The following is a 25,033-nucleotide window of genomic DNA, read 5'->3' as shown; positions in this document are numbered from 1 at the left end:
CTCCGGCCGCAGCCGGTCCGCCATCGGAAACAGCGGAGGAGGGACAGATGGCCATCGCGGACATCCACCGCACCGACCAGGACATCCAGTCCGCCGTGCTCGACGAGCTGACCTGGGAACCGCGGGTGCAGCCGCACGAGATCGGCGTGACCGTCGCCGAGGGCGTCGTCACCCTGACCGGCCGCGTGGACAGCTACGCCAAGAAGTGGGCCGCCGAGCGGGCCGCACACCGGGTCACCTCGGTCCGGGCCGTCGCCAACGACGTGGCGGTGCAACTCGCCAACGGCACCGAGCGCGCCGACAGCGACCTGGCCGCCGCAGCCAGCCACGGGCTGGAGTGGGACGCGTTCGTACCCATCGAGAAGCTCCAGGTCACCGTCTCGGCCGGCTGGGTGACGCTGCACGGCGACGTCGAGTGGGAGTACCAACGCCGAGCCGCCGAACGCGCGGTCGCCCGGCTGACCGGCGTACGCGGGGTGAGCAACGGCATCACCGTCCGACCGGCCAGCGCCCCGGACGGCCGCGACCTGGCCGATCGGATCGTCGACGCCCTCGCCCGAGCCGGAGCGACCGAGGCGGAACGGATCAGCGTCCGGGTGCACGGCGACACCGCGATACTCGCCGGGTTGGTGCACTCGATGCCCGAACGGGCCGAGGTCGAGCAGGTGGCCTGGTCCGCGCCCGGCATTCGGGAGGTGCAGAACCACATCGCGGTCGCCCCGGTGCTGCGCTGAGCGACCGGGCGCGACGAGCGCCGAACGGGCGCGGAACCACCCGGGGTGGGTGAGCCCGCCTCACCCGCCCCGGGAGCAGGCTGGTGGCATGAGTGATCCGAACGGGCTGATCCAACCGGGGCGTACCGCGCCCGGTTTCACCCTGCCGGCCACCCCGGACGGGGCTCTGCTGGGGCCCGAGCAGTTCCGTGGCCAGCCGGTCGTGCTCGCCTTCTACCCCGCCGACTGGAGCCCGGTCTGCGGTGACCAGATGTCGCTCTACCAGTCGGCGGCACCCGTCTTCGCCCAGTACCGGGCGGTGGTGCTCGGCCTGTCGGTGGACAGCATCTGGTCGCACCGGGCGTTCGCGGAGAGCCGGGGCATCGAGTTCCCCCTGCTCTCCGACTTCGAGCCGAAGGGCGAGGTGGCGCGCCGCTACGGCGCGTACATGGCGAACGGCGAGGCGGCCCGCGCGCTTGTCGTGCTCGACCCGGCGGGGACGGTGACCTGGAGCTACCTGTCGCCGCCCGACGTCAACCCCGGCGCCGACGGCATCTTCGACGCGCTGGACCAACTCGCCGCCGATCGGAAGGTGATGGCCCGATGAGCACGCCACTGCAGGTCACCGCCCGACTTCGGGATCCGGTGACGACCGAGGACCACATTCGGGGGCCGGCTGACGCGGCGGTGACGATCGTCGAGTACGGCGACTTCCAGTGCCAGTTCTGTGGTGCCGCGTACCCGAACCTGCACGAGTTGCTGCGGCAGCGGGCCGACACCGTACGTCTGGTGTACCGCTACTTCCCGATCGCGAACGTGCACCCGTACGCGGAACGCGCGGCCGAGACGGCGGAGGCCGCCGGGGTTCGGGGCCGGTTCTGGGAGATGCACGACTGGCTCTACGAGCATCAGGACCAGCTCGACCCGGTGCACCTCTCGCTCGGTGTGGAGCAGGTCGGGTTGCCGCCGGACGAGTTGAACGCCGAGGTGGAGAACCGCGCGCACGCCGACCGGGTGCGCAGGGACTTCGTGGGGGGCATCCGCAGCGGGGTGAACGGCACCCCCACCCTCTTCGTCAACGGCGTCCGGCACGACGGCGGGTACGACCTGCCGGACCTGTTGACGGCCGCGGACGCCGCCGCGAACGCCTGACCGCCATCCGCTCAGATCAGTCGCAACTCGCGCGCCCGCCGGACCGCTTCGCGCCGGCGGGTCGCGTCGAGTTTGCGGTAGATGTTGCGGACGTGGGTCTTCACCGTGTTGACCGAGAGGGACAGCTCGCTGGCGATCTCCACGTTGGACAGGATGCTCTGCAGGTAGCGCAGGATGGTCAGCTCCCGCTCGGTGAGCGGCTCGTCGAGCGCGCTCCTCGCTCCGGCGGCGGTCGGCGCGGCGGCGCTCTGCCCCGCGCCGCGCACCAGGTCACTGACCAGTGCGAAGTGCGCGGTGCCCGCGTCCAGGTGCGCGGCCAGCAGGTCCCGCACGGGCGGTTCGGCATGGGTGAAGACCCTTCGGCAGCCCTGCGGGCCGGCCAGGTCCAGCGTCTGCTCCAGGACCCGACCCGCCCGACGCCCGTCCCCGGCGCGGTCGGCCAGCACCGCGTCCAGCAGAGCCGCCTCCAGACGTACCGGTAGCGGCCAGGCAGTGGCCGCCGGCGCCTTCCAGTCCGGCAGGGTCCGCTCGGCGGCGGCGGCGTCGCCGGCCAGCAGCTGCACCTTCGCCAACGTCACCGCGAGCACCGGGTCGGCCCCCTCGTCGGCGGCGCCGGCCAGCAGCTCGCGGGCGGAGTCGAGGTCGCCCCGCGCCGCCCGCAGTTCGGCTTCGGCGGCCCGCAGCAGACCTGTCAACCTGGCGGTGGGCGGTCGGTCGGCCAGCGCCTCCCGAGCCCGGACGAGCAGCCGCTGGCCGGCCGCCGGGTCGCCCGAGTCGCGGCGCAGCTGAGCCCGGCACAGCGCGGCCACGGCCGCCGCCACCGGTTCGTCGACGGTCAGCCAGTCGTCGCCCACCTCGGGGTTGCCGCCCCAGCCGCCCGCCGCGTCGAGCGCGGGGAGGGCGAGGGCGAGGTTCGTGGTGGCCTCTTCGGGCTGGTCGCGCAACAGCGCCACCACGGCGAGAGCCAGGTACGCGTAGCCGCAGTCGAGCCGACAGGACCAGCCCCGACTGGGCGGCATGCCGAGCGCGTCCCGCGCCGCCTGCTCGGCGGTCCGCAGTTCTCCGCGCACGGCGAGCAGCAGTGCGGCCCGGCTGGCGGCGACCAGCTCCGCACGCGGCCGGCCGGCCTCCCGAGCCGCCGCCCGGGCCCGGACGAACCGGGCGGTGGGCAACGCGCCGTCGGCCAACTCGACCAGCCCCAGAGCGGTGCCGGTGAAGGCCCGCAGGTCCAGGTCGTCGGCTGCGCCGCCCCCGCCGGCCGTCGGGGCGGAACTGGCCGCCCCGACCGGCGGGCTGTCCGGCACCCGGGTCGGCGTGGCTTGCGCCGGGCGGGTGCTCAGCAGCCGAGCGGCGGCCGCCCGGACCTCGGCGCGGTCGTCGGCGAGCCGGGCCACGGTCAGCTCCAGCGCGGTGACCAACCGCAGGAACCGGTCCCGCCGCGGCACCGGCAGGCCCGCGGCGTGCCCGGCGGCGGCCCGCAGGTGACCGGTGGCCGCCGGCAGGTCACCGGCGTACGCCCGCTCGGCGGCGCAGGCCAACGCCACCTCCGGATCGGCGCGGATCACCTCCGCTGGCGGCGGCGCGGGTGCCGGGACGTGCACCGGGTCACGGTCGTAGCGGGTCAGCTCCGGCCAGTGCGCGACGAACAGGTCACCGGCCAGGTCCCAGCGACCCGCGGCCAGGGCGTGCCGCAGACCGTCGGCGGGCCGGCCGGCGCCCGCGTACCAGTCAGCGGCCCGGACGTGCAGCTCGCGCAGCTGGTCGGCGGGCAACCGGGCCAGGTCGGCGCGGAGCAGGTCGGCGAGCAGTGACTCGCACCGGTACCAGGGCGGCCGGGTGTCCTCGCGGTGCAGCAGACCACCGGTCCCGGCCAGGTCGGCCAGCGCCTGCCCGGCGTCGGCGCGGCCGGTCAGAGCCTCGGCCAGGTCGGCGCAGACGGTGTCGACGAGGGCGGTACGGCGCAGCAGGTCCTCCTGGGCGGGGTCGAGCGTCGCCAGCACCTCCTCGTGCAGGTACCCGGCGATCTCCGGTTGGTCTCCGCCGAACTGCCCCACCCAGCGCTCCGGGTCGGGCTGTCCGCGTACCGCCAGGGCGGCGATGCGCAGCGCGGCCGGCCAGCCGCCGGTGCGCTCACGCAGCCGGTGCACGGCGGCCGCCGGCAGCGCGGCCGCGTGGGCGGTGAGCAGGTCGGCCACCTCGTCGTCGGTGAACGCCAACTCGTCCGGGCCGATCTCGGTCAACTCGCCGGCGAGGCGGAGCCGGTGCAGTGGCAGGTGCAGTCCGGCTCGCGCGCCGATCACCAGACGGAGCCGCCGCCCGGCATGCCGCAGCAGGAACTCCAGGCCGGTCAGGGCCGCCGGGTCGGCGACCCGGTGCAGGTCGTCCAGGATCAGCAGCACCGGCCGGTCGGCGGCGGCGAGCGTGGCGGCCAGCGCCTCCAGTTGGTCGGGGCGCGGCGGTCGGTCGGGCACCGGCCCGCCCGGCGCGGACCCGGTCGCCGATCGCAGCGCCGCGGCGAGGTACGCCCAGAGCCGGTCTCCGTCGTCGCCGGCCTCCACCGACATCCACGCCGAGACCGGGGTGTCGGAGGACGAAACCGACAGGTCGCCGGAGTCGGGCACGATCGCGCCCGGCTCGACGTCCGGCGGAGCGCCGCCCAGCCGCACCCAGGAGGCGAGCAGGGTGGTCTTGCCCCAACCGGCGGGGGCGGCCACCAGGGTGACCGGTCCCGCGCTGCCCTCGTCCAACCGGCGCAGCAGGCGGGGCCGGGCCACCACCGGCTCCGCCGGCACGGCCGGCGTCAGCCGGGACGCCAGCAGCGGTGGCTCCGGTGCCGGCTCGACCCGTACGCGATTCTGTTCCGGCACCCAGTCCCACCCCCACCACGCGTTCCGCCCCCGGTCGGCGAGCGGTTACCCGACCCGGGCCGGTTCACCCCTTCCGGGCGAGCGCGCTTCACCCCGCCGCGACGAACGATCGAGGGACGTGGACCGGGAGGACGGGTGGTACCGATGGGACGGCTGGCGCGGGCGGGACCCGCCCTCGGCGGCGCGGCGCTGGCCGGGGCGGCACGGTTGCTGCGCGTACCCCGTCGGGGTGCCCGGCCCGGCGCGGACGGCGACGCCCGGTGGGAGGTGGTGACCGTCGACCGGCCGCCGGAGCAGGTGCTTCCCGACGGCCGGTGGCCGGAGCCGCTGCGCCGCCTGGACGGGGCGGTCGAGGTGCGGGTGCGGCCGGCGCCCGGCGACCGGGGCACCGAGCTGGCCGCCCGGCCGCTGGCCGGCCTCACCCCGCCCACCGGGCTGGCCGCGCACCTGGTCGGCGACGACCCGGGCCTGCTGGTCCGCCGGACACTGCGCCAGATCAAACAACTGGTGGAGGCCGGTGAGGTGCTGCGCGCCGACCGTTCCGCGTTGGACCGCCCCGAGGTCCACGGGTGAGGGCGCTGTGCTGGGTGGCCGCCGGCGAGCTGGAGGTACGCGAGGTGCCCGACCCGGAGCTGCGCAACGAGCGTGACGTCATCGTCCGGGTCCGGCGCAGTGCCACAGGTGGCGGTGATCTGCCGCTGCTGGCCGGCCGGCACCCGCTGCTGCGGGCCGGCGACGTGCTCGGCGCCGAGTTCCTGGGCGAGGTGGTCGAGGTCGGCCCCGGGGTCCGCCGACATCGCGCCGGCGACCGGGTGGTCGTCGGCGCGAGCGTGGCCTGCGGCGGCTGCTGGTACTGCCGGCAGGGCCTGCACTCCTGCTGCGACAACGCCCATCCCGACCTGGCCAGCGCCGACCCCGACCTGGCCCGCTCCGACGCCGGCTGCTTCGGCCGGCCCCGGGCCGCGGGCGGCTTCGCGGGCGGCCACGCCGAGTACGTCCGGGTGCCGTACGCCGACGTGAGCGCGTTCCGGGTGCCGGACGCCGTCGACGACGACCGGGCGGTGTTCGCCGCCGACGCGGGGCCGACCGGGTGGCTCGCCACCGAGTTGGGTGCGGTGCGCCCCGGCGACGTGGTGGCGGTCTGGGGCGCCGGGGCGGTGGGCCAGTTGACCGCCCGGGCCGCGGTGCTGCGCGGCGCGGCCCGGGTGTTGGTCGTGGACCGGCACGAGGACCGGTTGCGGATGGCCGAGCGGCACTCCGACGCCGAGCCGCTGGACTACCGCCGCACCGACGTCGCGGCCGAGCTGCGCGACCGTAGCGGTGGGCGCGGGCCGGACGTGTGCGTGGTGGCGGTCGGCACGCCGCCGTCCCGTTCGATGGCCGACCGGTTCGGTGGCCAGCACGCCGACCGACCGGACGCGCTGCGGGAGGCCGTGCACGCCTGTCGCACGAGCGGCGTGGTGGTGGTGCTCGGCGGGACGGGCGGGTTCGTCGACGCGTTCCCGTTGGGTGCGGTGACCGAGCGGCGGCTCACGCTGCGCGGCACTGCCCGGCCGGATCTGCGGGACGTGCCGATGCTGCTGGACCGGATGGCCCGCGACGAGCTGCGGACCGAGCACCTGGCCACCCACCGACTGCCGTTGGCGCGGGGCCCCGAGGGGTACGCGCTGTTCCGGGACCGGGCCGACGGCTGCGTACGCGCCGTGTTCACCCCGTGACGGCACACTCGTGCTCACCTCATCGCCGGGGGTAGATGGCAGACTCCGGGGATGGCCGTGGAGCGAACGTACGACGTGGTGCTGTTCGGAGCGACCGGGTTCACCGGCGGCCTGACCGCCGAGTACCTGGCCCGACACGCGCCGGCCGGGCTGCGCTGGGCGTTGGCCGGGCGCAACCCACAGCGCCTCGCCGCCGTACGGGACCGGCTCGCCGCGATCGACCAGGGACTTGCCGACCTGCCGCTGCTCACCGCCGACGTGACCGACGCCGACTCCCTCCGGGCGGTGGCGGACAGCGCCCGGGTGGTGGCCAGCACGGTCGGCCCGTACATCCACCACGGGGAGCCGCTGGTCGCGGCCTGCGCCCGGGCCGGCACCGACTACCTGGACATCACCGGCGAGCCGGAGTTCGTCGACCTCATGTACGTGCGCCACCACGCCGAGGCGGCCCGCACCGGCGCGCGGCTGGTACACGCCTGCGGGTTCGACTCCATCCCGCACGACCTGGGCGCCTGGTTCACCGTCAAGCAGCTGCCCGCCGACGTCCCGATAACCGTGGACGGGTACGTGCGCGCCGGCGGCCGGTTCTCCGCCGGCACCTACCATTCGGCGCTCACCGCGTTCTCCCGTTCCGGACAGGCCAGCCGGGCCGCCCGGGACCGCCGGGCGGTCGAGCCGCGCCCCACCGACCGGCGGGTCCGGGCGGTGCCCGGCCGGCTCGCCCGCTCCAAGGAGCTGGGCATCTGGACCGTGCCGCTGCCGACCATCGATCCGCAAGTGGTTCGCCGCACGGCCGCGGCCCGCCCGGAGTACGGCCCGGACTTCCGCTACCGGCACTTCGCCGCGGTGAAGCGGCTGCCCACCGTGCTGGCCGGCGCGGCCGGGCTCGGTGCGCTGATCGGGCTGGTGAAGCTACCGCCCAGCCGACGCTGGCTGCTCGGCCGGCTCGCGTCCGGGCAGGGGCCCACCGCGCAGCAGAGGGCGTCCTCCTGGTTCCGGGTCCGGTTCGTCGGCACCGGCGGTGGGCAGCGGGTGGTCACCGAGGTCGCCGGCGGTGACCCCGGCTACGACGAGACGGCGAAGATGCTCGCCGAGTCGGCGCTGTGCCTGGCGCTCGACGAGCTGCCAACGACCGCCGGCCAACTCACCCCGGTCGCCGCGATGGGCGACGCGCTGTTCGACCGGCTCGTCCGGGCCGGCCTCACCTTCCGGGTGCTCGAGCGCTCGGCTTGACCCTCAACCGGGTCGAGGGGGCAGGATGCCCAGCGTGAGCGACCTGCACAGCATCGGCGAGCTGGCCCGGGCCAGTGGCCTGACCGTCAGCGCACTGCGCTTCTACGACTCGGCGGGGGTGCTGGAGCCGACAGTGGTCGACCCGGTGACCGGCTACCGCTGGTACGCGAAGGAGCAGATCGCCCCGGCCCGGCTGGTGGCCGGGCTGCGCCGGATCGCCATGCCGGTGCCGGAGATCGCCGCCGCGGTACGCGCCGAGCCGGCGGCGGTGCACCAACTGCTCGACGCGCACCTGCGCCGGCTGGCCGACGGGCTCAGCGACGCCCGCCGCGAGGCCGACCGGCTCCGGGCCCTGGTGGATCCGGCGCCGGCGACCGCCACCACGCTCCTGGTCTCCCCCGCCGCCCTGGCCGCCGCGCTCGACGCGGTCCGCTTCGCCGTCGGCGTCGACCCGGAACTGCCGATGCTCGCCGGGGTGCTGTTCGACGTGGAGCCCGACGGCGTCCGACTCGTCGCCACCGACAGGTACCGGCTGGCGCTGGCCCGGGCCGGGGCCGACGTCGACGGGCCCCCGGTGCGGGTGTTCGTGCCGGTGGCCCTCGTCGACCAGCTCCGACCACTGCTCGACACCGCCGACACCTGGCCGGTACGGCTGACCGTGGCGGGCGCGGACCTGCGGGTGCGCGCGGCCGACCGCACGGTGACCGGCACCGCCCTCCCCTACGACTTCCCGGACTACCACCGGCTGTTGCGTAAGTCCGTCGGCGAGCGGCCGACCGCCCGCCGGATCCCGGTGGACGTGGCCGCGCTGCGCGCCGCGCTGGCCGACCCGGCGGCCCCCACGGTCGCCCGCGACCACGACGGCACGACCCGGGAGGTCACCGTGCTCGGCGTCGACGACCAGGGCGGGCTGCGGTTGCTTCCCGCCGCCGACCCGGGCACCGACGTGCTGCGGGTCGGGGTGGACGGCGGCTACCTGCTGGACGCGCTGAACGCCGCCGGCGCGCCGCAACTGGTGCTGGAGCTGGACGGGCCGATCGCCCCGCTGGCCGTACGCCGGCCGGACGACGCGGACACCTACTCGGTGCTGATGCCGATCCGGCTGTAGAAACCCCTCGCGCTCCCCGTCCCGGGGTGGAAACGTGCGCGACGGTAACATCTGATGGTTCACCAGTGAACCCCGGACGGAGGCGTACGGAGCAGCATGCTCGACATGGAGTTGATCCGGAAGGATCGCGAGGCGGTGGCGACCGCGCTGGCGAAGCGTCTGGATCCCGCCGAGGTCACCCGAGCGCTGGACGAGATCCAGCGGCTCGACCAGGAACGCCGCGCCCTGATCACGGAGATCGACGCCGAGCGGCAGCGCCGCAAGGCCGAGGCCCGGGCGTACGCGCAGGCGAAGCGGGCCGGCGAGGAGCCGCAGGCCGCCGCGCCGGAGGCGGAGCGTAAGCAGCTCGCCGAGCTGGAGTCCCAGCTGGACGAGGTGCAGGCCCGGCTGCGCGACGCGATGAGTGAGCTGCCCAACCTGCCCAGCGACGACGTGGTGGCCGGCGGCAAGGAAGCCAACCGGGTCGTGAAGACCTTCGGCGAGCCGCCGGTGATCGAGAAGGTCCGCGACCACGTGGAGCTGAGCCGCGCGTTGGGCCTGGTCGACTACGAGCGCGGCGTCAAGCTCGGCGGGTCCGGTTTCTGGATCTACACCGGGGTCGGCGCGCGGCTGGAGTGGGCGCTGCTCAACTACTTCGTCGACCAGCACATCAAGGCCGGTTACGAGTTCCTGCTCCCGCCGCACCTGCTACTGGACTCGGCCGGCTTCGCCGCCGGGCAGTTCCCCAAGTTCTACGACGACGTCTACCACCTGGACTCGGCGTCCGCGCCGCGCGGCCAGTTCCTGCTGCCCACGTCCGAGACGGCGATCCTCGGCGCCTACCAGGACGAGATCCTGGAGACCCCGAAGCTGCCGCTGAAGGCGTTCGCGTACACCCCGTGCTACCGGCGGGAGTCGGCCGGCTCGCACTCGGACGAGCGCGGCACGGTGCGGGGGCACCAGTTCAACAAGGTGGAGATCTTCCAGTTCACGCTGCCGGAGCAGGCCGACGTGGCGCTGGAGGAGATGCTCGCCCACGCCGAGGGCCTGGTCGAGGGGCTGGGTCTGCACTACCAGCGCACGCTGCTCTCCGCCGGTGACGCCAGCGCCTCGATGAAGAAGACCCTCGACATCGAGGTGTGGATGCCGAGCACCGGCAAGTACAAGGAGGTGTCGTCGGTCTCCTGGGCCGGCGACTACCAGGCTCGTCGGGCGGCCATCCGTTACCGCGAGCCGGGCGGCAAGCAGACGCGTTTCGTGCACACCCTCAACGGGTCCGCGCTGGCGACGAGCCGGCTCTTCCCAGCCATCCTTGAGCAGTACCAGCAGTCCGACGGCAGTGTCCTGATCCCCAAGGTCCTCCAAGACCGCCTAGGCACCGACCGCCTAACCCCCCGCTAACCCGCCCCCGCCCCGCCCCCTCCCCCAACCCCACCCTTTCCCGCGTTGATCATGAAGTTATTGCCCCTCACCTCGGCGTGTCGTGGCAATAACTTCATGATCAGCGGGGCTGGGCGGGGGTGAGGGTTGGGGGCTGGGACGGGCGCGGCGCCACGCCAGGGCTGCCAGCAGCCCCAGGGCGGCCAGCAGCAACGCTGGGCCGATGGTGTCCAGGGTGTCGGCCAGGGCTCGTTGGAGCTGGGACGCCGCTTGGATCACCGGGTCCTGGAGGGCGTCGCGGCGGCCGGCGGCCAGGCGTAACTCGTACCAGCCGTACCAGGCGACGTAGGCGCCGGCGAGCAGCAGCACCAGGCCACTGAGGCGGGGCACCAGCGCCCCGGCGACGCGCAGCCGGGCCACCAGGCCGTCGCGCACCAGCGCCACCCCGAGCGCGGCGACCGCGACCACCAGACCCATCCCCAGGGCGTACGCGCCGAACAGCGCCAACCCCTGACCGGTCGAGCCGGCCTGGAGGCTGGTCACCACGATGGCCAGGAACGGCGCGATGGCGCAGCCGAGCGACGCCAACGCGTACGCCGCGCCGAACAGCGCCATCGACGGCCAGGACCGGGTCAGCCGGGGCGCGCGGGCGGACCAGCCGGGGGCGGGCAGTCGACGGCCGGCGAGCAACCAGCAGCCGGCCACGACCAGCAGCACGCCGAGCGCCACGGTCAGCCACGGCAGCCGGGGCCGCAACCAGCCGGCCAGCGGCGCGAGCGCCAGGCCGAACGCGCCGAACACCAGCACGTACCCCAGGGTCAGCCCGGCCGCCGCGGTGAGCGCGCGGCCGACCGCGCCGCGGGTGTCCGACTCCCCGGCGACCAACAGCGAGAGGTACGCGGGCAGCAACGCGAAGCCGCACGGGTTGACCGCGCCGAGCATGCCGGCGGTCAGCGCGAGCAGCAGTGCGGCGGTCACGCCCCGGCCAGTGCGGCGACCCGGGCGGTGAGCGCCTCACCGTCCAGGAAGCCCTGGTGGACGACAGTGCCGTTCCGGTCGATGATCACGAAGATGCTCTGCTCGGTCACCTTGAACCGCTTCCAGAGCGCGCCCTTGCTGTCCTCGATCTGCGGCGTGCCGCCGAGGTCGAACTCGGTGACGAACTCCTTCATCGCCTTCCGCTCGCCCAGCCCGGCGACGCCGACGATCGGCACGGTGTCCCGGTACTTGGGTGCGATCTCGGCCACCGTCCAGGCCTGGCTGGCGCAGGTGGCGCACCACGGCGCCCAGAACCACAGCACCACCGGCTTGCCGGCGAGCTGTGCCGCGTCGAACGCGGCCCCGCCGAGGGTGGTCCCGGTGAAGCGGAGCACGTCCGGGACCTGCGCCGGGGCGGCGGGTGGCCCGCCGGTCGCCGCCCCGGTCGGGGTGGGCGGGGCGTCGGTCGAGGCGGGGGCCGATCCGGCGGTGACGGGCCCACCCGGCGCGGTGCCGGTGCAGGCGGCAACGCCGAACAGGGCCACCACGAGCGCCCCGGCGGTCGCGGCGCGGCGCAGTCGCCCAGCCCCTTTGCACGCCATGCCGATCCGCATCCGCTTCTCCGTTCTGGTCAGGGAGGAACCGTGCCCTTTCCTACTCGGCCTTGGCGAGTCGCAGCGCCAGCTCCGGGCAGACCTTGACCGCCTTCAGCGCGCCCTCCCGCAGCCAGGTCGGCACCGGGGTGGCGGGGAAGGCGGGATATCCGTTCGCGTCGAGCCGGATGAAGTCCGGTACGACGTGTGCGCACAGCCCGTGCCCGTCACAGCGCGACCAGTCCAGGGTGAGCTTCTGCGGGTTCGCGTCGGGTGCGCCCGGCAGCCCCATCACGCCCTTGACCCGTCGGCCACAGCCGTCGCCGGTGCTGTGCAGCCGCAGGTCCTCGGTGAAGACCTCGATCGCGGAGAGCGCGAACCGGGCGGTGCCGTCCGGGTGGCTGCACGCGCCCCGGCCCTTCACCTCACCGGCGGCGGCGCGCACCACGTCTGCCGGTTGGCTGCCGGCGACGGCCAGGTCCACCGCGCGGGCCAGGTCGGGCAGGCCCATCTTGCACGGACCGCACTGGCCGGCGGACTCACCAGCCAGGTACCGCACCACCTGGGCGGCCTCACCGAGCGGGCAGGTGTCGACACCGAGCGGGACGATGATGCCCGCGCCGAGGGTGCCGCCGACCGCGGCCAGGCCCTTGCGGGACACCTCGGCCTTCTCCGCCGCCTCCGGGGTGATCCACTTGCCGTGGTAGCCGCCCATCAGGATGCCCTGGACGTCCGGCACCTCGCAGAGATCGAGGACGTCGCGCAGCGGCATGCCGGCGGTGCACTCCACCACGGCCGGTCGGCCCGCCGCGCCGGTCACGGTGAGCAGCACGGTGCCCGGCTCGTCGTCGGTGCCGAGCGCCGCGTACTCGTACGGGCCCAGTCGGGCGCCGACGGCGAGCTGGGCGTACGTCTCGGCGTTGGACAGCAGGGTGGGCAGGCCGCTGACCCCGGAGTCGCTGGAACGCTTCTTGGTGCCCGGCGGGATGTGCGGCAGCCCGTTGATCCCGTTGACAAGTGCGCCACCCTCGCCGGAGATGAACCGGTGCGGCACGGTGACGATTGTCGTCTGCACCGGCATCCGGCGCTCGTCGAGGGCCTCCATCAGCGAGTCCCGGCCGACCCCGTCGTCCGCCACGCCGATCACGATCTCGTCGGCGTCCAGCGCGTACGCGGCCAGCGCCGCGCCGTCCAGGATCAGGTGCGGGGCGCGGGTCAGCAGCACCTTGTCCTTCCAGCTGGCCGGCTCCCCCTCGGTGGCGTTGACCACCACGACGGCGGCGAGGTCCTGCCGCTTGCAGGACTCCAGCACCGCGCGCAGTTTGCGGGCGAACGGGAACCCGGCCCCGCCCTTGCCCTTGAGCTGCATGCCCTCGGCGAGCTGGAGCAGTTGCGCCGGCTCCATCGGGCCGATCGGTCCGTGCACCTCCTCGTGCGCGAGCAGGTCGAGCCGGCCGTACTCGGCGAAGCCGGCGGTGAGCCGCGGCTCGCCCACGCAGGCGACCGGTGGCACGGCGGTCCGCATCACTTCGCCTCACCCCGCAGCCCGGCCCAGTACGCCCCGTCCACCGCGTCGGGGCTGGCCTTGCGGCGCTTGGCGGACCGGCCCTCGCCGGCTGCCCGTCGAGCGCGGCGGGACGCCAGGTCGACGAGGGTCGGCGTGTCGTCGACGGGCGGCGGCACCTCGTCCGGCACGTAGCGGGCCGGCGGGCGCCAGTAGTCCGGCTCCTCGGGCAGGTCGTCCTCGATGCTGTGCCGGCCGCTGCCGCTGCGCGGCGCCGACGAGATCGGGCTGCTGGAGACCGGGCCGACCGAGATCGGCTCGACGGAGATCGGGCCGGCGGAGATCGGCTCGTCGGCCTGCCACCGGCGCGGGCTGTCCCACGGCTCCTCTGCCTCGTCGAGGGTGGACTGCGGCGGCGCCGAGTAGCGGCTGCCGTCGTCCTCGCTGCGGGACCGGCGACGGGACCGCTCGGCGGCCGGCTCGTCGGCGCGGCGCCGGCCGGTGGGAACGGCCTCGTCCCGGGTACGGGAGCCGCGCCGCCGGGTCACCGGCTCCAACTCCTCCTCGTCGCGCAGGCGGGTGCCGGTCTCCTCCACGCTGCGGCGGGCCGATCGGCTGGTCGTGGTCTCCTCGGCGCGCCTGCTGCGCGAGGATCGTTCGGTGTCGCGGCGGGCCGCCGGCTCCTCCTCCCGCCGACGTCGGCTCGGCCGGGTCGGCTCGACGAGGGAACCGGGCTCGGGCACCACCGGGACGGTGAACCGTTCGGGGTCACGCCGGGCCGCCGGCGCGGCCCAGGTGGCGGTGGTGGTCTCCGCCCAGGCGGGACGCTTGTCGGCGGCCTTGCTGCGCCGACCCAACCCGGCCAGCAGCGATCGGGCGGTCTTCGCCTCCTCGGCCCGGCCGACCATCACCGCGTTGCGCACCGCGGCCTGGTGCTGCTCGCGGCTGCGCCGACCGATGGTGACCGAGAACCGGACCAGCAGGGCAAGCACCACCAGCAAGATGCAGCCGAGGTAGCTGAACATCACCCAGGGCGCTGCGGCCCGACCGGCGTTGAGGCCGTGAAAGACAGCGAACGGCCAGGCCAGGTACGCGGTGGAGTGCAGCGTGCGCCACAGCCACTTCGGACCGACATCGGCGAAGCGGGCCCGGACGATGCCGGTCCAGATCACGCTGACCATCAGCAGCGCGGCCACCGTGCCGAGCCCGACGTAGAGCCCCCGGCCGCCGACGAACGGCACAAGCGCGTCGGTCGCGGCCGCCCGCCCGGTGGCGATCTTGGTGAGGACGTGGAAGCCGAGCCCGGCCACGCCCAGCACGCCTGTGGCCCGGTGCGCCGACTGCATCAGCACCCGGTGCGGGATGCGCAGCACGAGCCGGTCGGTGGCGAGCAGTCCGAGCATCACGGTGAGGCTCAACGTCACCAGGGAGACCACCCCGGCGAAGAACTCGGTGAAGAAGAAGCCGTACGCGTACGCCGTCTGGCCGACGCCGGTCAGCATGACCGCCGCCCAGAGCGCGGCGAGCACCGACGCGATCAGCAGGGTGCTCGCCGACCGGGACGGGGTGCGCACCCCCCGACTGCTGGCGCTGGTCCGGACGGTCGCCGCCTTCTTGTCCTGCTGTGCCCGGGCCATCTGCTCCTCGATCGTCTCGCGGCGGCGCACCACCGGCCGACCCCTGCTCCCCCATCCAGTACGGACCGGCGGGGCGCGCGGATCACCCGCCGACGGAAATTTCCGGACCGAAATCGAACCGAGGGGCGCAACCGTGCGTTCTTGCCGCTCCCACCCACCGATCTGGACGGCGGTTCTCGCCGAAGCGGGGGTCCCGAAGCATCGGCCACCTTAGAGTGGTTTCGTGCCGTTTGACCGAAAGACTCCGTACCGTCGTCGCGGCGTCTGGGTGGCCGCCGCCGTCGGCGTACCCGCGCTGCTGGTGACCGCGCTGCTGGTCGGCCAGGCTCTCACCCCGAGCTCGACGGCCCCCGACGACCGCAACGTGGTGGCCGACCCGACTCCGAGCAGTGTGGAGCAGACCCCGGAGGAGTCGATCCCCCCGGCCGCGCCCGCCCCGGACGGGCTGCCGGTGGTCGACTACGACCCCGCACCCGGTGGGTTCCCCGCCGATCCGGCCAGCACGGATGTCACGCCACTGACCGACGGCGCGCACCCGACCAGACGCCTCGCCGCGTACGACGCGCCCGGTGGTCGTCCCCGCGCCTTCCTCGAACCGGCGATCCGTGGTGTCGAGCTGACCATGCCGATCGCCCAGCGGCGTGCCGGCTGGACCGCAGTCCTGCTGCCCTCGGCCAACCGACGGCTCGCCTGGCTGCCTCCCGGCGGGTTCGAAACGGTGCCGCTGCGCGACCAGATCGTGGTCGAACGCAAGGTCCACCGACTCACCTGGTACCGGGCCGGCAAGGCGGTGCGCTCCTGGGAGGTCAGCCTCGGCCAGTCGGGTCAGGAGACTCCACTCGGGCGGACCTTCATCCTGGGCCGCACCCCACCGCCGGAGGAGGTCTACGGCGGGGTGGACATCTACGCCCTCGGTTCGGTGCCCGACGACCCGGAGTCGGTGCCGTCCGGGCTGCAGGGCGCACACATCGGGGTGCACAGCTGGCACGACGACGACGAGTTGGGCGAGAACACCACAAACGGCTGTATCCGGCTGACCCGCAGCGGTCAGCGGGAACTGCTCGCCGAGGTCCGCCCCGGCAGCAGCGTCGTCGTGGTCGACCAACTGGCCGCCCCGCCGCCGACCGCCTGAGCGCAGCCGCGCACTGTCACTCGCCCAGCAGCCAGCCGTTCCGCTCGGCGACCCGGATCGCGTCGGCCCGATTCCGGGCACCGGTCTTGCCGATCGCCGCCGACAGGTGGTTGCGTACCGTCCCCTCGGACAGGTGCAGCGCCCGGGCCAGGTCGGCGACCGTGCCGCCGCCGCGGGCGGTCCGCAACACCTCGGTCTCCCGCTCGGTCAGCGGGCTGACCCCGGCGGCCAGGGTCTCCGCGGCCAGCGTCGGGTCGACCACCCGCAGGCCGGCGTGCACCCGGCGGACCGCGTCGGCGAGCTGCCGGGCCGGCGTGTCCTTGACCACGAAACCGCTCGCACCGGCCTCCATCGCCCGGCGCAGGTAGCCGGGTCGGCCGAAGGTGGTCACCACAAGCACCCGGCAGGTCGGCAGCGCGGCCCGCAACGCCGTGGTGGCGGCGATCCCGTCCAGGCCGGGCATCTCCACATCCAGCAGAGCGACGTCGGGGCCACTGCGTCGGGCCTCGGGCACCACCTCGTCGCCCCGGCCGACCTCGGCGACAACGGTCAGGTCCTCCTCCAGCGAGAGCAGGGCGGCCAGCGCACCCCGGACCAGCGCCTGGTCGTCGGCGAGCAGCAGCCGGATCGGCGTGGGCATGGCGCTCACCGGGCCTCCGCCGGCGCGTGCACCCGCAGCAGAAAACCGTCACCCGCCGGTCGACGACCCACGGTCACCACCGCGTCCAGCCGCCGCGCCCGCTCCCGCAGGCCGACCAGCCCGTGCCCGTTCGCGTCGGGAGTGGACGGGCCACGACCGTCGTCACTGATCTCGACCCGATCCGGGTGCACCCGGATCACGCAGCACCGCGCCCCGCTGTGCCGGACCACGTTCGTCACACCCTCCCGTACCGTCCAGCCGAACAACCGGTCCCACTCCTCCGGCAGGGCCGGCACCTCGGTCGACACGTCGGCCGCGATACCCGCCGCGGCCAACGCCGACCGGGCGCCGGCCAGCTCCGCGGCGAGGCTGACCTCGCGGTACGCCCCGACCGTCTGTCGTACGTCGGCCAGCGCGGCCCGCGCCAGCGCCTCCACCTCGGCGATCTCGGTGGCGGCCCGCTCCCGGTCGACCTCGATCAGACGCCCGGCCAACTCGGCCTTGATCGCCACCACGGTCAGCGAGTGCCCGAGGATGTCGTGCAGGTCGCGGGCGGCGCGGGCCCGCTCCTCGGCGACCGCGAGCCGACCGATCTCCTGCTGGGCGGCCCGGAGTTCGCTGTTGCGCTGGGCCAGCCGGGACACCCCGAACATGGCGAACGAGGCGAGCAGCACCGCGAAGACGATGCCGTTCTCCGCCTCCCACCCCGGCACCAGCCAGGACGCCAGCACGGGGGTCACGGCGCAGAGCACCACGGCGACCAACGACTCCCACGGTGGCAGCAGGAACACCGCCGCCGCGGCCACGTAGACCAGGGTGGCCAGCCAGTCCCCGCCGGTGCCCGGGAGACTGGCCAGGCCCACCGCGAGCAGCAGCGCCAGCCCGGCCCGCGCCCGGCCCGCCGGGATCGGCAGTATGGCCTGGCGCAGCTTGCGGGCCCACTGGAACAGCAGCACGTAACCGACGCTGAAGACGACCAGGGCCGCCACACCGAGGACCCGCCGCCACGGCTCCGGCTGGTGCAGCGCGGTGGCGAGCGGCACGTTGAGGAAGAACAGCCAGACGGCGGCCAGCAGCCAGCCGGTGACCCGCCAGTGGCGGCTCACCGGCCAGTGTTGCCCGGTCGAGAGGTCCATCGGGTTCACGCTATCGGCCCGGCCCGGTCAGACCCGCGCGGTGTCCCGGCGGAACAGCCGGGCCGCGCCGACGCCGAAGAGCAGCGCCCAGACGACCAGGTTGGCCACCGCCGCCATGCTCACCCCGTCACCGGTCAGCGGGGCGCGGGCCAGCACACCCATGCCGTACACCGGGGTGAACTTCGCGACCTGCTGGAGCACGTCCGGCAGCACCTCCACCGGGACGAACAGCCCGCCGAACATGGCCAGCACCGCCAACACCGGGCCGATGATCTGCATGACGTTCTCAGCCGGCGCCAGGTAGCCGATGAAGAGACCGAACGCGGCGAAGACCAACGAGCCGACCCAGGCGGCGAGCCCGGAGAGCAGCCAGACGTACGCCGGGACGCGGACGCCGGCCACCGCACCCACCAGGAACTCGATGACGACCGCGAGCAGACCGAGGCTCATCGCGGTGATCAGCTTGGTCGCCACGTACGCCGCCGGGCGTAGCGGGGTGAGCCGTAGCTGCCGGCTCCAACCCAGCGCCCGCTCGGTGGCCACCGCGCCACCGACGCTCGTGGTCGCCACCATGGCCGCGTACACGGCCAGGCTGATCATGACGTACGCCGTCACCGGACGACCGTTGTCCAGCGACTGCCCGCCCTGCGGCAGCCCGAAGATGAGGAAGAAGACGCCCGGCATGATCAGCGTGAAGGCGAGGGTACGGCGGTTGCGCAGCACCCGGCGCAGCTCGATGAGCAGGGCGCCCGGGGCGAACCCGCCCAGTGCGGGCAGCCGACGGTCCGGCTCCGTGACACCGGCGCGGGTGGGGGTGGAGGTGGTCATCTCAGGCTCCGGTCTGCGCGGTGGTCAGGGCGAGGAAGGCGTCCTCAAGGTTGCGGGAGGTGATCTCGACGTCCCGGGCAGCGGTCCGGGTCAGCAGATGCCGGGCGATCGCGTCCGAGTCGCCGGTCCGCACCAGCACGGTGTCGCCGCGCACCTCCACGGCGTCCACGCCGGGCAGCGCGGCGAGGGCGGCCTGGTCGGCGCCGGGCAGGGTGGCCCGCACCGTACGGCCGGCGGCCAGGTTCTTGATCTCGGCGGTGGTGCCGTCGGCGACGATGCGTCCCTGCCGGACCAGCACGATCCGGTCGGCGTACGCGTCCGCCTCGTCCAGGTAGTGGGTGGCGAAGATGACGGTCCGTCCGCGCCGGGCGTCGCGGCGCAGGGCCTGCCAGAAGTCCCGCCGGCCCTCGACGTCCATGCCGGTGGTCGGCTCGTCGAGCACCATCAGGTCCGGGTCCGGCAACAGGGCCAACGCGAAGCGCAGGCGTTGCTGCTGACCACCGGAGCAGCGCCCGACCACCCGGTCGGCGATGTCGGTGATGCCGGCCCGCTCCAGCACCTCCGCCGCCGGGCGGGTGTGCCGGTAGAAGTGGGAGGTCATCCGCACCGTCTCGCCCACGGTGAGGTCCTTGAGCAGGCCGCCGGTCTGGAGTACCGCGGCGACCCGACCTCGGGCCACCGCCTCGTCCGGGGTGCCGCCGAGGACCCGGACGGTGCCGGTGTTCGGGCGGGACAGCCCGAGCATCATGTCGATGGTGGTGGTCTTGCCCGCGCCGTTCGGGCCGAGGAACGCCACCACCTCGCCGGGCTGCACCCGTAGGCTCAACCCGTCGACCGCGGTGACCGCGCCGAAGCTCTTGGTGAGGCCGTCCAACTCGACAGCCGGATGCGTACTGGTCATGCGAATGATGCTCCGGCAGCGCGTACCCCGATGCCCGGAGCGGTCGTCACGCCCCGACCGTGACATTTGTCAGGGGCTCTTGTTCCCGGAGGGTTTCCCGCCCCGGCAGCGGGTAACCGCCGGGCCGAACGCCGCGACACCGGGAGGACGCGATGGGTGCCACGCCGCAGGGTCAGGTCGACACGGTCGTGCTGATCCACGGGCTCTGGATGACGCCGCGCAGCTGGGAGGGGTGGGCCCAGCGGTACACCGAGCGTGGCATGCACGTCATCGCCCCCGCCTGGCCCGACATGGACCGGTCCGTGGAGCAGTTGCGCGACGATCCCGGCCCGATCGCCGAGCAGAGCATCGCCACCATCGTGGCGCACTACGACCGGATCATCCGGGCGCTGCCCCGACCGCCGATCATCATGGGGCACTCGTTCGGCGGCCTGTTCGCCCAAATTCTCGTCGACCGGGGCCTCGGCGCCGCCGCGGTCGGAGTGCACCCCTCGGCGGTGAAGGGCGTGCTCAAGGTGCCGCTGAGTCAGCTGCGCTCGGGCTTCCCGATCCTGCGCAACCCCGCCAACCGGAACAAGGCCGTCCCGTTCACCCCTGACGACTTCGCCTACACCTTCGGCAACACGATGAGCCGCGAGGACTCCGACCGGGCCTGGCAGCGCTACGCCGTCCCCGGCGCCGGACGTGTCTTCTTCGAGGGCGCGTTCGCCAACCTCGACCCGCGCTCGCCGGCCCGGGTCGACTTCGGACGTAACGACAGGGCACCGCTGCTGCTGATGGCCGGCGAGGACGACCACGTGGTGCCGGCGTCGGTGGTCCGCGCCAACGCCGGGCTCTATCAGAAGTCCCGCGCCCTCACCGCGTACGAGCAGTTTCCCGGCCGATCACACTTCACGGTCGCGCAGGACGGCTGGGAGCCGATCGCCGACTACGCGCTGGACTGGGCGCTGCGCGCGGCGGCCCTACCTCGGGAGATGACCATCGCCAGCGAAACCCCCCGCCGCTGAACCGCTAGTCATCGCCGTCTCATCATCCGCCGCGAGCAGGCACCGTCGTGGTCGGCCCGCAGGAGACAGCGCCGCCCCTCGGGCAGAGTCCGGTCGCAGAAGACCCAGTGGCGTACGTTCTGGTCGTCCTCGGCCGAGACGGTGGTGCCCCCAGGGTCGAGCTGCGGCAGGACGTGTGCCCAGTGCGCGACCACTCGGGCGAGCCGCTGGGCGGACAGCAGGTCACCGGCGACGACGGGTAGATGGATTACCCAGCGTTCGCTCATCGGCCCTGGCTCCGCTCGTTGCGGGCGCGGGCCTGCGCCGACTGCCACTGGCGCAGCGCATCCTTGACCCGCTCGGTCTCCCGACGGCTCAGGTCGCCCGGGACGCCCGCAAGCGCGGCTGGTGGCAGGCGTACGACGACGTGCTGCCGGACTGGTTCGAGGTCTACGTCGGGTTGGAGGCCGAAGCGTCGGAGATCCACGCCTTCCAGCCGCAACTGATCCCGGGTCTACTCCAGACCGCCGACTACGCCCGCGCCGTGATCCGGGCCGAGCACCCCGACGCTCCCACCGACGAGGTGGATCGCCGCGTGGAACTGCGGATGCGCCGCCAGGCGAGCGACAGCCCGCCGAAGCTGTGGGTGGTGCTGGACGAGGCTGCGCTACGGCGACCGATCGGTGGAGCGGAGGCATTCAAGGCGCAGTTGCGCCGACTGGCCGACGAGGCGGAGCGGCCCGGCAACAGCGTCCAGATCCTGACCTTCGGCGCCGGCGAATACGGCTCGATGGGCAGCGCGTTCAGCATCCTCGCGTTTCCCGAGCCGGCCGACCCCGGGGTGGTCTATATCGAGACCCGCGCCGGTAGCCTCTACCTCGAAGGCCAACAGGTCAGGGAATACAGCCGCATCTTCGACCACCTGGTCGCCACCGCCAGCGCTCGCAAGTCGCGCGACCTGATCCAGGGGGCGATCGACGAGCGATGAGAGGACGGCGCGCGGTGGAAGAGATCGACACGGCCCGCGTGACCTGGCGGAAGAGCACCCGCAGCAACGGCTCCGGCGACTGTGTCGAGGTAGCTGACAGCATGTCCGGCCTCGTCGGGTTGCGCGACAGCAAGGATCCAGCCGGCCCGGTGCTGACGTTCGGCCCAAGCGCATGGTCGACCTTCGTCGGGAGCGTCAAGCAGGAGACGTTCGGCAACTGACGCCAGCCTTTAGCGGGGATGCCGCCTGTCGGCATCCCCTTTCCGCGCTTGCCCAGCCAGCGACGCCAACTCTGCCCGGAGACCGCGTCTACATTGTTCACTTTGAGCGTGATGACTCTGAGGCATATTGGCGCCTGCGTGTCATCACGCTCGTTGGCGCCCCGCCACACCTAATCTCGGCCATCCTGCGGCAGCTACGACAGACAGGCACGCTCACGGCTCGAGCCGGGTCAGCCACTCCGCGGTTTGCCCGATCGATGACCTGCTCATTGCTCAGCGGGCTCTTCGGGTGGTGACTGAGGCAAATCGGCGCCTGCATCTTGACGAACTCGCCACCAGCGACGGCGGCGTAGAACTGGCCGGTGGCGAGTCGACCAACGTCACTGAGAAGGCTGCCCTTCGCCCGCGCCATCTCCTGTGCCGCATCAATCTGAGTCCTGCTCGTGAGCAGGCCGAAGAAGTCCCCCGTTGGGTTCCGCTTGATCCACTCGAACAGGGCGAGTTGCAGTTGGTTCACGAAGGTCTGCCGCTGCTGGTCGTCGGGAAGCCCCACAAAGCTGACCACCGAGATGCGGGCTCGAAATCCGGGCGGTGGGGTGAGCAGCTCCCCGGGGTCGACGACGGTGCCGTTGCCGCCGAACAGCGGATCGTTGACCATGGCCGCGGTCAGCAACTGAGCCATCTTCGCGCCGATCTTGACGCCTTCGTCGAGCTGACTGACACCCTCGGGAAGGGCACCGAGCAACGCGATGAACTCCCGCAGGTCGCTCGCGCCGGTCCGGGCGTAGCTGGTCAGCGCCTCGCGCAGCACGGCCCGACTCAGTCGCGCCCGGCCCGTCGGCCCGTCGGCGCGGGCATGCGGGGCAAGCGCGGCCACAGCTGCGTCGGCCCCGGCGGCGAAGGCGTCCGAGTCGTGCACCGTCCGGATCTGGGATCCGGAGACACACCGGCTGGTCCGGAGCATTCCGGTCCGGACCCCGGCGCTAACCTGCCACTTCGTTGAGGGAACTCTGGTCGTTGGGCTGGAGCATCGCCTACCCGAGAAGGCACCCGTGAGCCGGACGATCCTTGATGTTGATGACGAACTACTCGCCGAGGCCAGCAAGATCCTCGGCACCGCGAGGAGGAAGACAACCGTCAGCGCCGCCCTCAAGGCTGTCATTGACCGGGAGAAGCGGCGGCAGTTCGCCGACTGGCTCAAGCCCAGTGTGGCTCCGGTGCTCGGCGAACTGTCCGACCGAAGTCGGCTCGCGGTGTGCGGCGCGCCGCCACAGCCGAACGGGAGCGAACTCACCACCGTCCGGGACGCTGGCTCAGCCCCAGCCCAGGGAGATGTCGAGGATCTCCAGATCGGGCGGCGCGGCTGGGGCGACCCGTTTGGGATCACGGGTGACCAGGTAACAGCGGTACAAAACCGCGGTCGCCACGGCGTGAGCGACGTCCAGGGGCACGTCGAACCGGGCTGCAATCCGGGCCACCCGCCGGCTGGTCGGCGCGTCGTACACCGCTACCTTGATGTCCCGCTCCTCGCTGAGAAGCAGGTCGAGCAGGTGACCGGCTGGTGTGCCAGCCACCTCCAACTGGGCCTGCCCCAGGCAGAGTGCCGGAATCCACACCTCCTGCTCCGGGTCCTCCTCGGCGAGGGTCAGGATCGCCCCCGGCTCGATGCTCGCGCCGGAGGCGTAGGCGAGGAGGGCGGTCGTGTCCAGGACAAGACCGTTCACGCGGTGGCCGACCCGTCCTGGTCGAACTGGCGCAGCCACTCGGTGTTGCGGGCGTGCTGTTCGTCGCTGATCGGCGCTCGTGCGGCGAGGTGCGAACGGGTCCGCTCGATATCCTCGTCGGTCACCACGTAGCCGAGTTGCGCCCATCGGACACGAAGGCTGTCGGCACGCATCTTCCGGCGCAGGATCCCGGTGATGAAGCCCGACGTGTTGCCCTGCGTGCGCTCCACGTACGCGGCCACGTCGTCGGGCAGGCTGATGGTGATGCGGCGAGTCATACTCTGAGCCTACCCGCTGCATACTCAGGCACTGAGGATGACAGCGTCGCGTGTCCGGCTCAGCCGGGTTTGGCATGGCCGGGCCCGCCTGGGGTATCGCGGTGAGATGAGGGCCAGTTTCCGGCTTGGCCGGGTCGCGGGGGTGCCGGTCGGCGTCAACTGGAGCGTGCTGGTCATCTTCGCGTTGATCGCGTGGGGGTTGGCCGCGAACCAGTTCCCCCGCTCGTACCCCGACCGCGCCCCCGTGGCGTACGTGATCGCCGGGCTGGCCGCGGCGGTGGTCTTCTTCGTCGGCCTGCTCGCCCACGAGGTGTCGCACGCGGTGGTGGCCAAGCGCAACGGGCTGACGGTCGACGGCATCACGCTGTGGCTGTTCGGCGGCGTCGCCGAGTTGCGGGGCGAGCCGCGTGACCCGGGCGCGGAGTTGCGCATCGCCGGCGTCGGCCCACTGGTCAGCCTGCTGATCGGGGCGTTCTTCGGTGCCATCGCGGCGCTGCTCGCGCTGGCCGGGCAGGGCGGGCTGTTGTTCGGGGCGGTGGCGTGGCTGGCGGGCATCAACGTGCTGCTGGCCATCTTCAACGTGCTGCCGGCCGCACCCCTGGACGGTGGTCGGTTGCTGCGCGCCGCGGTCTGGAAGGCCACCGGCGACCGGACCCGAGCGTCAGTGGTCGCCGCCAGGGCCGGCTGGGTGCTGGGCGTGCTGCTGATCGGCCTGGGCCTGTGGCAGTTCCTGTCCGGCGTCGGCTTCGGCGGGCTCTGGCTGGCGCTGATCGGCTGGTTCCTGATCGGCGCGGCCGGGATGGAGGAGCGGCAGGCCCGCACCGGCACCGCGCTGCGCGGGATTCGGGTGGGCGACGTGATGACCGCGCAACCGCAGACGGCCTCGGCGGAGATGACTGTCGCGGACTTCGTCGACCACTACCTGTTCGCGTACCGGCATTCGGCGCTGCCGCTGACCGAGGACGGTCGGCCGACCGGCCTGGTCACCGTCGACCGGGTGCGGGGCGTACCGCCCGAGCGGCGGGCGTCGACCACGCTGGCCGAGGTGGCCTGCCGAGCCGACCAGTTGGTGCTGGCCCAGCCCGGTGAACAGCTCAACGACCTACTCCCCCGGCTCAGCGAGTGCGCCGACGGCCGAGCCCTGGTGGTGTCCGAAGACGGCCACCTCACCGGAATCGTCTCCCCCAGCGACATAAGCCGAGCCGTCCAACGCAGCACCCTCCGCACCCCCACCCCCACCCAGCCCCGTTGATCATGAAGTTATTGCCACGACACGCCGATGAAAGTGGCAATAACTTCATGATCAACAAGGGCTTGAGGGGCGGACAGGACGGGGA

At 73.3% G+C, this 25,033-nt stretch carries 25 protein-coding genes and 3 pseudogenes; 14 read left to right on the top strand and 14 right to left on the bottom strand.

The genetic code is table 11. The features are described from left to right. Positions 1–47: 47 nt before the first annotated feature. The 3 genes from ACLQ3B_RS01130 (at position 48) to ACLQ3B_RS01120 (ending at position 1,865) form a co-directional block, all read left to right on the top strand. A complete protein-coding gene (locus tag ACLQ3B_RS01130) occupies positions 48–734 on the top strand; it encodes a BON domain-containing protein (RefSeq protein ID WP_425776548.1) in 687 nt (228 codons plus the stop codon). Between the two features lie 88 nt (positions 735–822). Then, positions 823–1,320: a redoxin domain-containing protein gene (locus tag ACLQ3B_RS01125; protein WP_425776546.1), complete on the top strand. Its 498-nt coding sequence runs from the start codon at positions 823–825 to the stop codon at positions 1,318–1,320. Further along, positions 1,317–1,865: a DsbA family protein gene (locus tag ACLQ3B_RS01120; protein ID WP_425776544.1), complete on the top strand. Its 549-nt coding sequence runs from the start codon at positions 1,317–1,319 to the stop codon at positions 1,863–1,865. Before ACLQ3B_RS01125 ends, ACLQ3B_RS01120 begins: the two co-directional genes overlap by 4 nt. Before the next feature lie 11 nt (positions 1,866–1,876). Here the strand turns inward: ACLQ3B_RS01120 and ACLQ3B_RS01115 are convergent, their stop codons facing one another. Continuing rightward, the gene (locus tag ACLQ3B_RS01115; protein ID WP_425776542.1) at positions 1,877–4,732 is read right to left on the bottom strand and encodes a LuxR C-terminal-related transcriptional regulator; all 2,856 of its coding nucleotides are present in this window, start codon (positions 4,730–4,732) and stop codon (positions 1,877–1,879) included. 144 nt (positions 4,733–4,876) lie between these two features. Here ACLQ3B_RS01115 and ACLQ3B_RS01110 point away from each other — a divergent pair, with 144 nt between their 5' ends. The 5 genes from ACLQ3B_RS01110 to serS all read left to right on the top strand — a co-directional run bounded on the left by ACLQ3B_RS01110 (position 4,877) and on the right by serS (position 10,171). Beyond that, positions 4,877–5,305 carry a hypothetical protein gene (locus ACLQ3B_RS01110; protein ID WP_425776540.1) on the top strand — a complete coding sequence of 143 codons (429 nt, stop codon included), beginning with the start codon at positions 4,877–4,879 and terminating at the stop codon, positions 5,303–5,305. Further along, a complete protein-coding gene (locus tag ACLQ3B_RS01105) occupies positions 5,302–6,450 on the top strand; it encodes an alcohol dehydrogenase catalytic domain-containing protein (RefSeq protein ID WP_425776538.1) in 1,149 nt (382 codons plus the stop codon). Before ACLQ3B_RS01110 ends, ACLQ3B_RS01105 begins: the two co-directional genes overlap by 4 nt. A 51-nt stretch (positions 6,451–6,501) precedes the next feature. Beyond that, positions 6,502–7,683 carry a saccharopine dehydrogenase family protein gene (locus ACLQ3B_RS01100; protein ID WP_425776536.1) on the top strand — a complete coding sequence of 394 codons (1,182 nt, stop codon included), beginning with the start codon at positions 6,502–6,504 and terminating at the stop codon, positions 7,681–7,683. A gap of 43 nt (positions 7,684–7,726) precedes the next feature. Continuing rightward, complete coding sequence (locus ACLQ3B_RS01095; RefSeq protein ID WP_425777992.1) at positions 7,727–8,791, top strand: MerR family DNA-binding transcriptional regulator; 1,065 nt, start codon at positions 7,727–7,729, stop codon at positions 8,789–8,791. Between the two features lie 96 nt (positions 8,792–8,887). Further along, positions 8,888–10,171 (top strand): serine--tRNA ligase, encoded by a 1,284-nt coding sequence (gene serS / locus ACLQ3B_RS01090; RefSeq protein WP_425776535.1) that lies wholly within the window; start codon positions 8,888–8,890, stop codon positions 10,169–10,171. A gap of 57 nt (positions 10,172–10,228) precedes the next feature. On the opposite strand, the gene ACLQ3B_RS01085 is transcribed toward serS, so the two are convergent. The 4 genes from ACLQ3B_RS01085 to ACLQ3B_RS01070 are packed head-to-tail and all read right to left on the bottom strand — an operon-like array spanning position 10,229 to position 14,895. Continuing rightward, positions 10,229–11,128: a cytochrome c biogenesis CcdA family protein gene (locus ACLQ3B_RS01085; RefSeq protein ID WP_425776533.1), complete on the bottom strand. Its 900-nt coding sequence runs from the start codon at positions 11,126–11,128 to the stop codon at positions 10,229–10,231. Then, entirely contained in the window at positions 11,125–11,742 is a 618-nt protein-coding gene (locus ACLQ3B_RS01080; RefSeq protein ID WP_425776531.1) for a TlpA family protein disulfide reductase, read from the bottom strand. The genes ACLQ3B_RS01085 and ACLQ3B_RS01080 overlap by 4 nt, the downstream gene beginning before the upstream one ends. 40 nt (positions 11,743–11,782) lie before the next feature. After that, positions 11,783–13,246, bottom strand: coding sequence for an NADH-ubiquinone oxidoreductase-F iron-sulfur binding region domain-containing protein (locus ACLQ3B_RS01075; RefSeq protein ID WP_425776529.1), 1,464 nt, complete (start codon positions 13,244–13,246; stop codon positions 11,783–11,785). Then, positions 13,246–14,895 carry a hypothetical protein gene (locus ACLQ3B_RS01070; RefSeq protein ID WP_425776527.1) on the bottom strand — a complete coding sequence of 550 codons (1,650 nt, stop codon included), beginning with the start codon at positions 14,893–14,895 and terminating at the stop codon, positions 13,246–13,248. Before ACLQ3B_RS01070 ends, ACLQ3B_RS01075 begins: the two co-directional genes overlap by 1 nt. Positions 14,896–15,085: 190 nt before the next feature. On the opposite strand from ACLQ3B_RS01070, the gene ACLQ3B_RS01065 reads away from it, so the two are divergent. After that, a complete protein-coding gene (locus ACLQ3B_RS01065; protein ID WP_425776525.1) occupies positions 15,086–15,994 on the top strand; it encodes a L,D-transpeptidase in 909 nt (302 codons plus the stop codon). 16 nt (positions 15,995–16,010) lie between these two features. Here the strand turns inward: ACLQ3B_RS01065 and ACLQ3B_RS01060 are convergent, their stop codons facing one another. The 4 genes from ACLQ3B_RS01060 to ACLQ3B_RS01045 are packed head-to-tail and all read right to left on the bottom strand — an operon-like array spanning position 16,011 to position 19,472. Further along, positions 16,011–16,634 (bottom strand): response regulator, encoded by a 624-nt coding sequence (locus ACLQ3B_RS01060; protein ID WP_425777991.1) that lies wholly within the window; start codon positions 16,632–16,634, stop codon positions 16,011–16,013. Positions 16,635–16,639: 5 nt separating this feature from the next. Then, a complete protein-coding gene (locus ACLQ3B_RS01055; protein WP_425776523.1) occupies positions 16,640–17,770 on the bottom strand; it encodes a sensor histidine kinase in 1,131 nt (376 codons plus the stop codon). A gap of 27 nt (positions 17,771–17,797) precedes the next feature. Further along, positions 17,798–18,598 (bottom strand): ABC transporter permease, encoded by an 801-nt coding sequence (locus ACLQ3B_RS01050; protein ID WP_425776521.1) that lies wholly within the window; start codon positions 18,596–18,598, stop codon positions 17,798–17,800. Position 18,599: 1 nt separating this feature from the next. Further along, complete coding sequence (locus ACLQ3B_RS01045; protein ID WP_425777990.1) at positions 18,600–19,472, bottom strand: ABC transporter ATP-binding protein; 873 nt, start codon at positions 19,470–19,472, stop codon at positions 18,600–18,602. Positions 19,473–19,651: 179 nt separating this feature from the next. Between ACLQ3B_RS01045 and ACLQ3B_RS01040 the strand changes: the two genes are divergently transcribed. Further along, positions 19,652–20,506: an alpha/beta hydrolase gene (locus ACLQ3B_RS01040; protein WP_425776519.1), complete on the top strand. Its 855-nt coding sequence runs from the start codon at positions 19,652–19,654 to the stop codon at positions 20,504–20,506. 8 nt (positions 20,507–20,514) lie between these two features. On the opposite strand, the gene ACLQ3B_RS01035 is transcribed toward ACLQ3B_RS01040, so the two are convergent. Both ACLQ3B_RS01035 and ACLQ3B_RS01030 read right to left on the bottom strand, forming a co-directional pair. Beyond that, entirely contained in the window at positions 20,515–20,772 is a 258-nt protein-coding gene (locus ACLQ3B_RS01035) for a hypothetical protein (RefSeq protein WP_425777989.1), read from the bottom strand. Continuing rightward, a pseudogene (locus tag ACLQ3B_RS01030) lies at positions 20,761–20,861 on the bottom strand (DivIVA domain-containing protein); the annotation flags it as partial. The pseudogene ACLQ3B_RS01030 and the gene ACLQ3B_RS01035, both read right to left, overlap by 12 nt. Between ACLQ3B_RS01030 and ACLQ3B_RS01025 the strand changes: the two are divergent. Both ACLQ3B_RS01025 and ACLQ3B_RS01020 read left to right on the top strand, forming a co-directional pair. After that, positions 20,859–21,473, top strand: a pseudogene (locus ACLQ3B_RS01025) (DUF5753 domain-containing protein); the annotation flags it as partial. The pseudogenes ACLQ3B_RS01030 and ACLQ3B_RS01025 overlap by 3 nt on opposite strands. Positions 21,474–21,487: 14 nt before the next feature. Beyond that, positions 21,488–21,694, top strand: a complete 207-nt coding sequence (locus ACLQ3B_RS01020) for a DUF397 domain-containing protein (protein WP_425776518.1) — start codon at positions 21,488–21,490, stop codon at positions 21,692–21,694. 97 nt (positions 21,695–21,791) lie between these two features. Here ACLQ3B_RS01020 and ACLQ3B_RS01015 read toward each other — a convergent pair whose 3' ends face one another. Further along, positions 21,792–22,613 (bottom strand): hypothetical protein, encoded by an 822-nt coding sequence (locus ACLQ3B_RS01015; RefSeq protein ID WP_425776517.1) that lies wholly within the window; start codon positions 22,611–22,613, stop codon positions 21,792–21,794. Positions 22,614–22,746: 133 nt separating this feature from the next. On the opposite strand from ACLQ3B_RS01015, the pseudogene ACLQ3B_RS01010 reads away from it, so the two are divergent. After that, positions 22,747–22,866: pseudogene (locus ACLQ3B_RS01010) on the top strand (type II toxin-antitoxin system VapB family antitoxin); the annotation flags it as partial. A gap of 141 nt (positions 22,867–23,007) precedes the next feature. On the opposite strand, the gene ACLQ3B_RS01005 reads toward ACLQ3B_RS01010, so the two are convergent. Continuing rightward, positions 23,008–23,418, bottom strand: coding sequence for a type II toxin-antitoxin system VapC family toxin (locus ACLQ3B_RS01005; RefSeq protein WP_425778069.1), 411 nt, complete (start codon positions 23,416–23,418; stop codon positions 23,008–23,010). Then, positions 23,415–23,696, bottom strand: coding sequence for a hypothetical protein (locus ACLQ3B_RS01000; protein ID WP_425778068.1), 282 nt, complete (start codon positions 23,694–23,696; stop codon positions 23,415–23,417). The genes ACLQ3B_RS01005 and ACLQ3B_RS01000 overlap by 4 nt, the downstream gene beginning before the upstream one ends. 106 nt (positions 23,697–23,802) lie before the next feature. Here ACLQ3B_RS01000 and ACLQ3B_RS00995 point away from each other — a divergent pair, with 106 nt between their 5' ends. After that, positions 23,803–24,948: a site-2 protease family protein gene (locus tag ACLQ3B_RS00995; RefSeq protein WP_425776515.1), complete on the top strand. Its 1,146-nt coding sequence runs from the start codon at positions 23,803–23,805 to the stop codon at positions 24,946–24,948. Positions 24,949–25,033: the final 85 nt, after the last annotated feature.

Source organism: Micromonospora sp. DT53 (assembly GCF_049841535.1).
In the GTDB taxonomy this organism is placed as follows: Bacteria; Actinomycetota; Actinomycetes; order Mycobacteriales; family Micromonosporaceae; genus Micromonospora.
The sequence above is the reverse complement of the archived record's forward strand: the minus strand, read 5'-3'. Positions and strand labels throughout refer to the sequence as shown.

Excerpts from the sequence above, each read along its gene's own strand:
- ACLQ3B_RS01110 (WP_425776540.1), top strand. The coding sequence starts at position 4,877 with ATGGGACGGCTGGCGCGGGCGGGACCCGCCCTCGGCGGCGCGGCGCTG.
- ACLQ3B_RS01120 (WP_425776544.1), top strand. The coding sequence starts at position 1,317 with ATGAGCACGCCACTGCAGGTCACCGCCCGACTTCGGGATCCGGTGACG.
- ACLQ3B_RS01035 (WP_425777989.1), bottom strand. The coding sequence starts at position 20,772 with ATGAGCGAACGCTGGGTAATCCATCTACCCGTCGTCGCCGGTGACCTG.
- ACLQ3B_RS01100 (WP_425776536.1), top strand. The coding sequence starts at position 6,502 with ATGGCCGTGGAGCGAACGTACGACGTGGTGCTGTTCGGAGCGACCGGG.
- ACLQ3B_RS01125 (WP_425776546.1), top strand. The coding sequence starts at position 823 with ATGAGTGATCCGAACGGGCTGATCCAACCGGGGCGTACCGCGCCCGGT.
- ACLQ3B_RS01000 (WP_425778068.1), bottom strand. The coding sequence starts at position 23,696 with ATGACTCGCCGCATCACCATCAGCCTGCCCGACGACGTGGCCGCGTAC.
- ACLQ3B_RS00995 (WP_425776515.1), top strand. The coding sequence starts at position 23,803 with ATGAGGGCCAGTTTCCGGCTTGGCCGGGTCGCGGGGGTGCCGGTCGGC.
- ACLQ3B_RS01040 (WP_425776519.1), top strand. The coding sequence starts at position 19,652 with ATGGGTGCCACGCCGCAGGGTCAGGTCGACACGGTCGTGCTGATCCAC.
- serS (WP_425776535.1), top strand. The coding sequence starts at position 8,888 with ATGCTCGACATGGAGTTGATCCGGAAGGATCGCGAGGCGGTGGCGACC.
- ACLQ3B_RS01075 (WP_425776529.1), bottom strand. The coding sequence starts at position 13,246 with ATGCGGACCGCCGTGCCACCGGTCGCCTGCGTGGGCGAGCCGCGGCTC.
- ACLQ3B_RS01055 (WP_425776523.1), bottom strand. The coding sequence starts at position 17,770 with ATGGACCTCTCGACCGGGCAACACTGGCCGGTGAGCCGCCACTGGCGG.
- ACLQ3B_RS01080 (WP_425776531.1), bottom strand. The coding sequence starts at position 11,742 with ATGCGGATCGGCATGGCGTGCAAAGGGGCTGGGCGACTGCGCCGCGCC.
- ACLQ3B_RS01050 (WP_425776521.1), bottom strand. The coding sequence starts at position 18,598 with ATGACCACCTCCACCCCCACCCGCGCCGGTGTCACGGAGCCGGACCGT.
- ACLQ3B_RS01060 (WP_425777991.1), bottom strand. The coding sequence starts at position 16,634 with ATGCCCACGCCGATCCGGCTGCTGCTCGCCGACGACCAGGCGCTGGTC.
- ACLQ3B_RS01130 (WP_425776548.1), top strand. The coding sequence starts at position 48 with ATGGCCATCGCGGACATCCACCGCACCGACCAGGACATCCAGTCCGCC.